The organism is Vibrio sp. Vb2880 (assembly GCF_033337975.1).
Lineage (GTDB): Bacteria > Pseudomonadota > Gammaproteobacteria > Enterobacterales > Vibrionaceae > Vibrio > Vibrio alginolyticus.
Map to the genome: position 1 here is coordinate 111,191 of NZ_JAWORT010000011.1, position 12,912 is coordinate 124,102.

Below are 12,912 nucleotides of genomic sequence, written 5' to 3' on the forward strand. Positions count from 1 at the left end.
ATTATCAGAGGCATGTCAGTTTTTCTCAACGGTGAGAAACAAGAATTGACCCAATAGGACATTCGGAGTATCACTCCAACTTCGTTCCGCTTTTATTAGGGGAAAGCTTTTGGAACATATTAACGAACTTCTCATGTCAATGAAGCCTTTGCTTGAGCAATACGGCTACGTTGCGCTGATTGTCAGTATATTTCTAGAAGGGATAGGTATCCCGATGCCTGGTCAATCACTGATGATCGCGGCATCTTTGCTCTCGTCAGAACAAGTCATGAACCTAAGTATGGTAATGATGGTATCGTGGCTGAGCTGCTTTTTTGGTAATACCTGTGGCTACTTAATCGGTTATTACTTTGAGGGGTGGTTAGATAAAAAAGGCTACATTTCCGGCCCGAAGATGCAAACGCTTCAATTGACTATCCAGAAATACGGCCCTACGTGCTTGGTGGTCAGCCGCTTTATTGAAGGAATGAAGCAATTTATGCCTCTTGCATGCGGTATCGCGAAAATGCCACGTAGAGCGTTTTTACTCGGTAACGCCCTCGCGGCGACGGTTTGGGTATTGGTATTCAGCTTGTTAACTCACTTTGCATTTGAACATTTAAGCGTGTTGAGCAACCTGTACACCGAATACAAATATCTGGTATGGGCATTTGCTGCTGTCTTATTTACGTGGATGGTTTTAGGTATTGTTAAACGCAAAAAAGCCAAATCAATGCAATAACGACAGTCTCTTCATTAGCGCATAACTAAAGCTCGTGGTATCAGTGAGATACGCAACACAAGCTTTTATCTTTTTCTTTACGTGTAAAATTTAAACAGCCATTTAGACGTCTAGACGTTGACAATGTAGAAATGTGATATTAGTCTGCTCTTCTCTCTTATCATTAACATTGTCGTTTACATGTCCGGTTCCCAACAAACTACTAAAACAGTTGCACCGTCTGCGGTCGCACTGATCCCATTAATTGTATTCCTTGCGCTATTTATTGGCGTAGGCACTTACTTATCTTTGCAAGGCGTGGAATTTGCCTTCTACCAGCTGCCTGCACCCATCGCGGTATTACCAGCCATCATCATTGCGTTTCTTTTAAGTAAAGAGAAACTTAACCGCTCAATCGAACACTTCATGCGTGGTGTTGGCCACCCAGACATCATCGCAATGTGTATGATCTATCTGCTTGCAGGTGCCTTTGCTGCGGTAGCAAAAGCCTCTGGTGGTGTTGATGCAACAGTGAACCTTGGTTTATCCGCTATTCCAACCAGCATGATTTTACCGGGCATTTTTCTGATTTCTGCTTTTATCGCAACAGCAATGGGGACTTCGATGGGTACCATCGCAGCCGTTGCCCCCGTAGCGTTGGGGATTGCTGAATCAGCAGGAATGAGCTTACCGTTAACCGCAGGCGTTGTGCTGAGCGGCGCTATGTTTGGTGATAACCTTTCTATCATCTCTGACACCACCATCGCGGCGACACGCTCTCAAGGTTGTGAGATGAAAGACAAGTTTAAAGAGAACATTCGTATTGCTTTACCTGCGGCGTTGATCGCGATTGCAGTGTTCGCTTTCAACAGTACCGCGACTCAAGTGCCTGAAACTGGCGATATTGAGTGGCTAAAAGTCTTGCCGTATATCACTATTTTGATCCTAGCGGTATCTGGTGTGAATGTGTTTGTGGTTCTGTCGATTGGCATTCTTTTGGCTGGCGGCGTGAGCTTGGCATCGATTGACAATTACGGACTAACTAATCTAGCCCAAGACGTATACAAAGGCTTTGGTAACATGCAAGAGATCTTCTTGTTATCCATGCTGATTGGTGGTTTGAGTGAACTGATGCGTCGCCAAGGTGGTCTTGCTTTTCTAACAAATTTCGTTAGTAGCCTTATCCACGCGTTTGGCTCTAGTCACTCTAAGCATGCGAACAGTCGTGCAAGCGAGCTAGGTATTGCAGGTTTGGTATCAATGGTCAATGGCTGTACGGCAAACAACACCGTAGCCATCATTGTATCGGGCAGCGTTGCTCGCCAACTGGCGGAAGAGAATAATGTCTCTCCTCGCCGCTCAGCAAGCTTGTTAGACATTTTCTCATGCGTGGTGCAAGGCGTGTTGCCTTACGGTGCTCAAGTACTGCTGCTAGGTTCCGTATTCAACCTATCGCCACTTGAAGTAGTTGCCAATTCTTACTACTGTTTTGCATTAGCGATAGCGGCTGTTGTCGCGGTGTTTATCAAACATCCCGCTCGTCAACCTGTAGCGCAAACTGAGAACTAACGACAAATACCGAAAAGGCTCCGATGGAGCCTTTTTACTTTCCTTTCTTCTTTTTTTCTTTTCCGCGAGCAGATTTACTTCAAAGCTGAACGCAAACTTTGCGCACTGTGTAAAGGAATAGCAAAGCGATGCGCCACATCGCGTAGAGCTTCCACCTGAGCCGCGTTACTGATTGCTAATTCGCCTGCCACATCGACGTGGTTATTCTCAAACCCCACTCTCACATCGAATCCAAGTAACATCGCACTCGCTAAACAGTCTTGCTCTCGCGCGCCAAAAGCACAAATGGCACATCGAATTTCTTCCTCGACAAAACGCGCCAAATTCAAACCTCGTAAATCCCATGGCGAAGACTGTTGAGCTTGGTGATAACGCCCTAACACCACTAATGCATGCTGATGCGTTTTAGGTAACACGCCCGCATCACGCAGTTGGAAATAACGTTCAATGTCGGTTGCATCGTAGAGAATAATTTGGCTCACGATGTTGTGTTCTGCCACCCAATGGAAAAAGGCATGCCCTTCTTTCTCACTTGCGCGATCAGGGATTAACTCCCTCAATGCAAAAGAAGCCGCTTCTGGTTTCACAGCTTTAACTAACGCCATCTGTTGTGGCGGAGAATACAAGCCCACCGCCTCTGTGGTGAGCTGTACCATCATGTTTTGTCCCACCGCTTCTTTCACGGCATAGTAAATTGCCATGTTGTCGTCGATGTCTAATGAATGACGTCCGTTGGCGTCTCTAGCATGCAAATGGATCATGGCAGCCCCTGCCGTTTGACAAGCGATAGCCTCTGCAACCAGTTCGTCTGTTGTCATGGGTAAGCTGGCGTGATCGTGCTTAGTTTTTCTTGCACCGTTTGGGGCCACGATAATAGCGATAGGCTCTCGTATACATCGATTTTCTAATTCCATTCCTTCGCTACCTCTTTTAGCGTTAATGAGAGTTTGCCAACTAGCTCATCAATATGGTGAGGCTGAATAATGAATGGCGGCGCAAGCAAGATATGGTGCCCATTAACGCCATCAATCGTTCCGCCCATTGGATAGCACATTAAGCCATTTTCCATTGCTCGCTGTTTGATGCGTTTGTCTGCCAATGTGGCTTTACTCAGAGGCGCCTTGCTTTCTTGATCCGCCACCAGCTCAATGCCAAAAAACAAACCTTTACCACGAATGTCGCCAATGTACGGTAAATGGGCAAATGCAGAAGTAAGCTCATTACGCAGCAAAGCACTTTGCCGATTCACCGCCGTTAACAAATTATCTTGGAAGATGGTTTGAATGGTCGCCACGGCAGCAGCGCACGCCACAGGGTGCGCCATAAAAGTATGACCATGTTGGAAAAAACCGCTTCCATCAGCAATAGCTTGATAGACTCGATCATTCGCAACCACCGCGCCAATAGGTTGATAACCCGCACCAAGCCCTTTAGCCATACACACCAGATCGGGTTCTGCCTCTTCTTGCTCAAACGCAAAAAAACTGCCACTGCGTCCAACGCCACACATAACTTCATCCAAGATCAATAACACATCGTATTGGTCGCATATTTCGCGAATACGCTTGAAATAGCCTTGCGTTGCAGGCACAGCTCCAGCGGTGGCACCCACAATGGGCTCGGCGACAAAAGCCATGACATTATCAGCCCCCAACTCAAGAATTTTTGCCTCTAGCTCATTCGCCGCTCGCAATGAGTAATCCAATTCCGACTCATGACTCTGCTGATAACGATAAGCATAGCAAGGGGCGATATGATGGCTCGGGTGTAAGATGGGTTTGAACGGTTCACGTCGCCATTCATTACCTCCGACAGCCAGAGCCCCCAAGGTATTACCGTGATAACTTTGCTGACGCGCGATGAATTGCTTTTTCTCTGGCTTACCTGATTCCACGAAATACTGCCGCGCCATTTTTAGTGCCGACTCCACCGCTTCTGATCCTCCACTGACTAAATACACATGGTTGAACTGTTCAGGCATGTGCTGACAAATCAATTCTGCTAGGCGCTCACTGTTGTCACTAGTAAAAAATCCAGTATGAGCAAATGGCACTCGCTCGATCTGTTCCAACATGGCTTTTTTAACGGCGTGATGACTGTGGCCAAGGTTTGATACCGCAGCACCACCACAAGCATCGAGATACTGCTTTCCATGCTTATCGAATAGATAAACACCTTCACCTCTATCGATGATTGGTAGCGTGGCATGGCAATGACGGTGAAATACGTAAGACATTTGAGTCCCTTCCAATGTGTAATACTTGCACACATCATCAGGAACAACCCCAAACGTGACAAGAGAATAAATCTCACCCTCTATGAGCTTTTGGAATACCACAAACCAAAAACACCAAAACCCTTGATATTTAAACAATAAAATAAAAATAGGCCAGCTTTTTTAAAGGCTGGCCTATGGGTAACCCAAAGCTAAAAACAGAATCGTTTTACGCGTTTAGTGCCTGTTCTAAATCGGCTAGAATATCGTCAATATGTTCAATACCCACCGATAAACGAATCATCTCTGGAGACACACCAGCTTGTTTTTGTTCTGCTTCGCTCAATTGACGATGAGTCGTCGATGCAGGATGGCAAGCCAATGATTTTGCATCGCCAATGTTCACCAAACGCTTAAAGATTTTCAAAGCATCATAAAAACGCACACCAGCGTCATAACCATCTTTTAAACCAAACGACAAAATCGCAGAAGGCTTACCTTTCATGTATTTTTCGGCGAGATGGAAGTGTTCAGAACTTGGCAATCCGGCATAACTTACCCAACTGACTTTGTCATTCTGTTCCAAGAATTCAGCCACTTTGAGTGCGTTATCGGTATGGCGCTCCATACGCAGCGGTAACGTTTCTAGCCCTTGCATAAGCATAAATGCATTCATCGGTGATAATGCGGCTCCGGTATTACGCAGTGGTACGGTACGCGCACGCCCGATAAATGCCGCCTCACCAAACGCTTCGGTATACACCACGCCGTGGTAAGAAGGTTCTGGTTGGTTGAAAACAGGAAAGCGGTCTTTGTGCTGCGCCCAAGGGAATTTACCTGAATCCACAATCACGCCACCTAATGTGGTGCCATGCCCACCAACGTATTTAGTGAGAGAGTGAACTACGATATCCGCACCAAATTCGATGGGTTTGCAAAGCACTGGCGTCGCAACGGTGTTATCCACAATCACAGGTACGCCTTGTGCATGAGCAAGCTCCGCCACACGTTCTAAATCGATGATATTACCCGCAGGGTTACCAATGCTCTCGCAGTACACCGCTTTGGTATTTTCATCAATTAATTCGGCCAAACTTTCTGGCTTGTCATCTTTAGCAAACTTCACCTGAATACCTTGATTTGGGAGCATGTGCGCAAACAAGGTATAAGTACCGCCATAAAGTTGCGGCGTAGAAACGATGTTATCGCCCGCTTGCGCTAAGGTCAGAATTGCATAGTTAATCGCTGCACTCCCCGCACTCACGACCAATCCAGCAATGCCGCCTTCTAACGCCGCCATGCGTTTTTCCAGAACATCGTTAGTCGGATTCATGATGCGAGTGTAGATATTCCCCGGCACTTCCAAGTTAAACAGATCAGCGCCGTGCTGCGCGTTGTCAAACTCGTACGCGACTGTTTGATAAATCGGCGTCGCGACAGATTTAGTGGTAGGGTCAGTTTCGTAACCAAAATGGATGGATAGCGTTTCGTCTTTCATGTTCTTCCCTGTCTTTCATCACTCAAATAGCGGCAAGCAAAGCACTTACCTTGCTTAAAACTTATATTGCCCAATTTTTCAACAAATAACGTAGGGATGAATCACAGAGATAAAACGCTAATTCAACTGTCCAAGTAACCAGTGACGAAACGTTTCTGTCGCATTCGTACGTGTGTTCATGATCAAGTAATACCCTGCATTGGCAGGAATCGGTTTGAATGGAGAAACCAAACGCTCTGTCGTCAATTCATCCTCAATCAGTGCCATTCGTGCCATCGCAATCCCAACGCCTGCTTCGGCTGCAGACATCGCCATATCCGTTCGATTAAAAAAGTGTCCGATATCGGTTTTAAAATCCAACCCCATCGCTGACGCCCAATATAGCCACTCATAGTCACGCGTCGCTTTTTCCCATGGCATCGCATCGTGTAGTAGCGTCGCCTCTTGCCATTGCTTCACTGGCATTGAGTTTTTTTGCTCACCAAACAACGTTTTTAGCCAGCCATGATCCTCAAGGTATTTTGGACTCATCACCGGTAGCAGATGCTCATCCAAAATCAGCTCCGCGTTAGCATTTCTATAAGGATGAAGACCATAGTCAATTGCGACGTCATAGTCTTTTATCTCACTATTTACCAGCGCACCTTCCGCAAAGATTTGTACTTGGATATCCGGATTATCATGATGGAAGCTTTCGAGCTTTGGGACTAACCATTTGAAAGCAAAAGAAGGCGTCAACTTCAAACGAATTTCATTGGTTTGCTTTTCTACTTTGAGCTCATCAAGCAATTTGCTCAGTTCCGAAAAGTGAAACTGCGTCGCTTGGTGTAACTGAGTGCCTTTTACGGTTAAACGAATACCGCGAGAGTGGCGTTCAAATAAAGTAAAACCTAATAACGCTTCCAAATGAATAATTTGTTGGCTTATGGCACCAGTGGTGAGGTGTAAATGTCTTGCAGCACCAGTAAAGCTGTTGTACTCCGCGACTTGGCTAAATAAACACAAACCACTTATCAGATTACTTTTCATCCTTGAGCCTATAGTTTTTCTAAACGCTGTGTGTAATTTATATCGATTGTTAACAAAAGGTAAAGAAAAGAAACTGAGCACTCTGATAAATGTGTGGAGTGCATCAATGGAAGTCATCGTATTAGGCAGCGGCGTTATCGGCTTAACCTCTGCTTGGTATTTATCTCAAGCAGGCTATCAAGTTACCGTCATTGACCGCCAAGCAAGCAGTGCCATGGAAACGAGCTTCGCCAATGCCGGGCAGATCTCATATGGCTATTCTTCGCCTTGGGCTGCGCCTGGTGTTCCTGTTAAAGCCATTAAGTGGTTAATGGAGGAGCATGCTCCACTTAAAATCAAACCCACTCTGAATGCCGACATGATCCGCTGGGCAAGTAAAATGGTCGCGAACTGCACCCTACCTCGCTATCAAGTTAACAAGGCTCGCATGCTTTCTATCGCTAACCACAGCCGTATTTGCTTAGAACAGTTACGCCAAGAACACGCCATTGAGTATCAAGGACGTCAGTTTGGGACCTTGCAAGTATTCCGAACACATCAACAGCTGCAAGCCATTGAAAAGGACATGCAGCTCCTTGAACAAAGCGGAACCCGATTTAAGCTAATGGACGTCGAACAATGTATTGAACAAGAGCCAGGGCTTGCACTTGTGAAAGACAAACTGGTTGGTGGCTTGCATCTACCTGATGACGAAACGGGCGATTGCCATCAATTTTGCCAACAACTAACGGAGCTTGCTAAGGCACACGGTGTCCGATTTGAGTTCGATACTGAAGTAAGCAATTGGGTTACAGTAGGCAAAAAGATCATAGGTGTCCAAACGAACCGAGGACAATTTAAAGCAGACCAATATGTGGTGGCCTCTGGCAGCTACTCTACAGCGCTACTCAAGCAACTCGATATTGATATTCCGGTCTACCCTGTCAAAGGCTATTCACTCACCATCCCGATGGAAGATGAACACTTCTCTCCTCGATCTACTGTGATGGATGAAACCTATAAAGTCGCTATGACTCGATTTGATGACCGAATTCGCGTAGCTGGCACCGCAGAATTAGCAGGGTTTGATGCTTCCCTTCCACAAAAGCGCAAAAACACTATCGAAATGGTCATCCGTGATCTTTTTCCTCGTTGTGGTGACTTCAGCCAAGCTGAGTTTTGGAGCGGCTTTAGGCCAATGACGCCTGATGGCACACCAATTATCGGCGCGACTAAATACGATAACCTTTTTACTAACACCGGACACGGAACTCTGGGCTGGACGATGGCTTGTGGTTCAGGTCAATTGCTAGCAAGCGTAATGAAAGGTGAAAAAACAAAAGTGATGGATAATGCGGAACTTAACCTTTGTCGTTACGCCTGAGCACATGACTGAACAAAAAAATAGACAGACACTTACTCCACAAAATGCATAACCATTGGCATTTTTAACTCATCAAAATCGCAGCACATTTAAATGACAATGTGCTGCATAATTAGTCATCAGGCAAATCTTCTACCTAAAAGGAGCAAATAAGCAACAAGAACCAAATTTTAACAACTACTCTCCATTCTGTGTTCATCATCACGCTACAAAGGATTTGTAGCTAAAAAAGTTAACAATTGCATTACATAAAGGGTAATGTATTGTGTGAAAAACAACCACAAACACAACTAACAGGGAAAATACTCATGCAGTCATTAGTTGATTTTCTGAATGGAATTATTTGGAGCCCGGTACTGATCTATTTGTGCCTTGGCGCAGGTTTGTTCTATTCAATCATGACGCGTTTTGTACAAATTCGTCACTTCTTTGAGATGTGGCGCTTATTACTTTCAGGGAAGAGTTCAACAAAAGGGATATCATCATTTCAGGCACTTGCTGTTTCACTATCTGGCCGTGTAGGTACAGGTAACATTGCTGGTGTTGCCGCTGCTATCGGTTTCGGTGGCCCAGGCGCCGTATTCTGGATGTGGGTCGTAGCCTTCTTTGGCGCTGCAACCGCATACGCAGAATCAACACTTGCACAAATTTATAAAGAAGAAGACGAAGGCGAGTTCCGTGGTGGCCCTGCTTACTATATTGAGAAAGCAATGGGACAAAAATGGTACGCTTGGATCTTTGCTATCGCGACCATCTTTGCTTGTGGTGTTCTACTTCCTGGCGTTCAATCGAACAGTATCGGTAACGCTGTAGAAGCCGCATTTGGCTCAGGTGACATGATTGAAACCGCTATTGGTACCTTCAGTTTTGCTAAAATTTTCACTGGTACGGTTGTTTGTGTCATTTTGGCTTTCATCATTTTTGGTGGCGTAAAGCGTATCGCGAACTTTACCCAAGTCGTTGTGCCATTTATGGCGTTAGCTTACATCATTACTGCGTTTGTCATCATCCTTCTAAACATTGGTGAGGTTCCACGCATTTTCGGCATGATCATTGGTGACGCGTTCACACCAATGGCAGGCGTTGGTGCAGCAATCGGCTGGGGTGTAAAACGTGGTGTCTACTCCAACGAAGCAGGTCAAGGTACTGGTCCTCACGCAGCAGCAGCAGCGAGTGTTGATCACCCAGCTCAGCAAGGTCTTGTTCAATCTTTCTCTATTTACATCGATACATTACTTGTGTGTTCAGCAACCGCGTTCATGATTCTTATCACTGGCGCGTACAACGTAAATGGTGCGATTGAAGGTACATTCCTGGTTCAAAACCTACCAGCGGATATTGGTGCAAATGGCCCTGTGTTTACACAGATGGCGATCGAAAGCGCACTACCTGGCGTGGGTAAGCCATTCATCGCAATCGCTCTATTCTTCTTCGCGTTTACGACCATTCTGGCTTACTACTACATTGCAGAAACGAACATTGCTTACATTCGTCGTACGTTCAAAGTAAATGGACTGATGTTTATTCTGAAAGTCATCATTATTTCATCCGTGTTCTACGGAACCGTGAAAACCGCCAACTTAGCATGGGCGATGGGTGATGTAGGCGTAGGACTGATGGCGTGGCTAAACATCATCGGTATTTTGATCATCTTCTTTATGTCGAAGCCTGCACTCAAAGCATTGAACGACTACGAAGAGCAACAAAAACGTGGTGTGACCGATTTTACATTTAACCCTGTTGCACTGGGCATTAAAGGCGCAGATTACTGGGAAGATAAGTACCGACGTAAAACGGGTAAAGCACCAACGGCAGACAGCAATAGCGCAGAAACTGTTGAGCAACCATCAACATAGCGTTATCACATAAATAAGAAAAAGCAGTGGTCCGATTGAGGACATAAAAAAGGGGGATTAACCAATGGTTAATCCCCCTTTCTTCATTATGAGTAACAGCTTAGGCGATAACCGCTTCAACTTTACGAGCGATTTTTGCTTTACCGACAGGTAATACTTCACGACCAAATTCGTTGTTCAGTACTTGCGCCATTGCAAAGTAAATTGCACTTGCGCCACAGAAGATACCCTCGAAGCCAGCGATAGCACCGATCACTTCGCTACCAGTGAAATCACGAGCAGCAAGCAAGAAGAACAGGATAGTTAGAGAACCAAATACCACTTGCTTCGCTGTTGGGTAACATAGAGAACCAATGAACATGAAACCAGTGAAGATGCCCCAAAGCGCTAGGTACCAACCCATAAAGCTTGCAGGGCTTGCAGGAAGACCCATGTGAGGCATTACGATTAGACCAACCAATGTTAGCCAAAATAGACCGTAAGAAGTAAACGCAGTTGTGCCGAACGTATCACCGCGTTTAAAACACATGATGCCAACGATTACTTGGCTAAGGCCACCGTAAAAGATGCCCATCGCTAGAATCATAGAGTCAATTGGGAAAAATCCTGCATTATGAATATTGAGCAGAATAGTGGTCATACCGAAACCCATTAGACCTAGCGGTGCTGGGTTAGCCAGTTTTGTCGACATGTACAAATACCTTTTTTCAAAAATGTTGATAAAAAATGCGCGCGAATTTTAATGGGCTCCAGAACAAAAGAGAAAAGCTGTTATTGAAAACTTAGATTCCATAAATAAACCACTACATATATAAAAAAAGACCCTGCAAAAAAGCAGAGTCTTTATAGATGGTTAGGTTGTTTTTTACTCGATCACTGACAAGAAATCTCGTCCCAGAACCAGTTGCTTTGCGTTGGGCTTTCCCACACTCCTGGGCCATTTTTCGCAACAAAACATTTGTTTTGGTACGTCACTTTATCGCCGTTAGCGACTTGCGTTACACCTGGCTCCCACTGAATAAAATTGCCTGTCACTGGTGGTTCTGGCTCGGTTACTGGCGGCTCAGGTTCTGTGACGGGCGGCTCTGGCTCAGTCACCGGTGGTTCAGGTTCCGTTGTAGGCGGCTCCGTAGGAGTGCCTGAAACCAGCTTCCACGGGTCTCCTTTCGTTGGCTCATTACCTTGTGACCACCATTTCGCTTCGTAAACAGCACCTTGGTAAGAGACTTGTTCCCCCGTGTTATATACTTTGCCAGAATCCCAAGCTGCCACACCACCTACAGGCGGATCGACCGGATCCACTGGATCTAACTTGTCAACTACACGAACTTCTGGCCAACCCGCATGAGATTGGTAGAAGTTAGTTACACATTTCTCATAATCACCCGCAACTAGCGCAGAGTAAGCCGTTTGGAAACCAACAAGTTCACATTCAAAAGAGTGGCCTCCCGGACGATCTGAGTAGTATTTCCAGTTTCCATCCCAGTTGGTGTACAACACGTCTGTCGCACCATTCAGATTTAAGCTACCGTAAGGCGTCTGCTGCCAACAGGTATTGGTCTCATCGGCTTCAATTGGAATTTGATAATGGGCGGCAAGACCTTCCCAATAACGAATACGGTTAACAGGTTGACCTTTATCCTTGTTTTGCTCACCACACTCAATACCACCATTGATCACGTTGATGGTGGTACCAAAGCCGTAACCAATGCCAGCATCAAGCTCACGCTGTGAAGGCACCCAAGTACGGTCAATCACATGTAGCATTGCAGGTTTCGGTGCTTGTGGGGTTAGGAAGAACCAGATAGCCGATGCTAAGTTCAGCCACGAATCCGCAACCAAGCCTGGATTTTTTAGCAATACAGATGCATCACCATCAAACATCACTTCAGAGAACGCGCCATAGTTAAAATGGTAAGAAAGCTGTTTTGCACCACGTCCAAAGTAACCTTGTCCAGGTTCACATGGCCAGCGTTTGTTTTGCCAGTCATTTTGACCACAACCTGTTGTGTAACCTTCTTGCCCTTCAGACCATCCCATTTCTCGCACATGAACCAAAGCTTGCTGCCACTCTTCCAACCCTAGCGGATTATCCGATACGTTATCGATCGAAATATGGCCACCGGTTTCTTGTGCAAAGTGAGCAAACGCTGTCACGATCGATTTTTTACAAATTGCATCCGAATCACGACCGTCTGTGTACTCACCACAGAATGCAGGGAACTTACCAATTGCACGTAGGAAACGCGTGTAAGTGTATTCAGGTGCCGCCATTTGAGTCAGGAAGTCCCACTCACTTTCGGGGAATACACGCTCTACACGCTTCACGTTTTCTGGGTTGGTTGTCGCCCCTGGAACAATCGCTTCAACCACTGAGTTCGGGCGTGTCTCTAATGCTTGTGACCAAATGGCATACATAGGATCAGAAGTTTTGCTTTGCTCTACGGCTTGAACGTCACCACGAGCAATAACATAACCATTCGGATTTTGCGGATCGGGCTGAATATTCATACTCGCATTCACTTGTGCTGCTAAGACACAACTCAATGCAAGAGGAAGATGTTTGAGTGCAAACATGTCTAGTCTCCGGATTTCAACAATACAATATACGAGGAATAACTAGACATATAGTGGATCATATATACGAAACACCGAGCCAAGTACGTTGATTCTGCGAGACAA

The 12,912-nt window shown here is 45.7% G+C and carries 10 protein-coding genes; 4 read left to right on the forward strand and 6 right to left on the reverse strand.

What is annotated here, in order from left to right; genetic code table 11:
- The first annotated feature begins 133 nt into the window (after positions 1-133).
- Together R7M92_RS13835 and R7M92_RS13840 are read left to right on the forward strand one after the other, a co-directional pair.
- Complete coding sequence (locus R7M92_RS13835; protein WP_170890790.1) at positions 134-721, forward strand: DedA family protein; 588 nt, start codon at positions 134-136, stop codon at positions 719-721.
- A gap of 180 nt (positions 722-901) precedes the next feature.
- Positions 902-2,269, forward strand: a complete 1,368-nt coding sequence (locus R7M92_RS13840) for a Na+/H+ antiporter NhaC family protein (RefSeq protein WP_017635705.1) — start codon at positions 902-904, stop codon at positions 2,267-2,269.
- Positions 2,270-2,343: 74 nt separating this feature from the next.
- Here the strand turns inward: R7M92_RS13840 and R7M92_RS13845 are convergent, their stop codons facing one another.
- The 4 genes from R7M92_RS13845 to R7M92_RS13860 all read right to left on the reverse strand — a co-directional run bounded on the left by R7M92_RS13845 (position 2,344) and on the right by R7M92_RS13860 (position 7,011).
- Positions 2,344-3,183: a 3-keto-5-aminohexanoate cleavage protein gene (locus R7M92_RS13845; protein WP_318133651.1), complete on the reverse strand. Its 840-nt coding sequence runs from the start codon at positions 3,181-3,183 to the stop codon at positions 2,344-2,346.
- On the reverse strand, positions 3,174-4,505 hold the full coding sequence (locus tag R7M92_RS13850) for an aspartate aminotransferase family protein (RefSeq protein WP_318133653.1): 1,332 nt from the start codon (positions 4,503-4,505) through the stop codon (positions 3,174-3,176). The genes R7M92_RS13845 and R7M92_RS13850 overlap by 10 nt, the downstream gene beginning before the upstream one ends.
- A 208-nt stretch (positions 4,506-4,713) precedes the next feature.
- A complete protein-coding gene (locus R7M92_RS13855) occupies positions 4,714-5,982 on the reverse strand; it encodes an O-acetylhomoserine aminocarboxypropyltransferase/cysteine synthase (RefSeq protein WP_318133655.1) in 1,269 nt (422 codons plus the stop codon).
- 117 nt (positions 5,983-6,099) lie between these two features.
- Entirely contained in the window at positions 6,100-7,011 is a 912-nt protein-coding gene (locus R7M92_RS13860; protein ID WP_017635708.1) for a LysR substrate-binding domain-containing protein, read from the reverse strand.
- Positions 7,012-7,117: 106 nt separating this feature from the next.
- Here R7M92_RS13860 and R7M92_RS13865 point away from each other — a divergent pair, with 106 nt between their 5' ends.
- Both R7M92_RS13865 and R7M92_RS13870 read left to right on the forward strand, forming a co-directional pair.
- A complete protein-coding gene (locus R7M92_RS13865; RefSeq protein WP_213877597.1) occupies positions 7,118-8,374 on the forward strand; it encodes a D-amino acid dehydrogenase in 1,257 nt (418 codons plus the stop codon).
- A 308-nt stretch (positions 8,375-8,682) separates the two neighbouring features.
- Positions 8,683-10,230: an alanine/glycine:cation symporter family protein gene (locus tag R7M92_RS13870; protein ID WP_005381681.1), complete on the forward strand. Its 1,548-nt coding sequence runs from the start codon at positions 8,683-8,685 to the stop codon at positions 10,228-10,230.
- A gap of 100 nt (positions 10,231-10,330) precedes the next feature.
- On the opposite strand, the gene R7M92_RS13875 is transcribed toward R7M92_RS13870, so the two are convergent.
- Positions 10,331-10,921, reverse strand: a complete 591-nt coding sequence (locus R7M92_RS13875; RefSeq protein ID WP_005381682.1) for an acetate uptake transporter — start codon at positions 10,919-10,921, stop codon at positions 10,331-10,333.
- Positions 10,922-11,103: 182 nt separating this feature from the next.
- Positions 11,104-12,807: a chitinase gene (locus tag R7M92_RS13880; RefSeq protein ID WP_206949575.1), complete on the reverse strand. Its 1,704-nt coding sequence runs from the start codon at positions 12,805-12,807 to the stop codon at positions 11,104-11,106.
- Positions 12,808-12,912 lie beyond the last annotated feature (105 nt).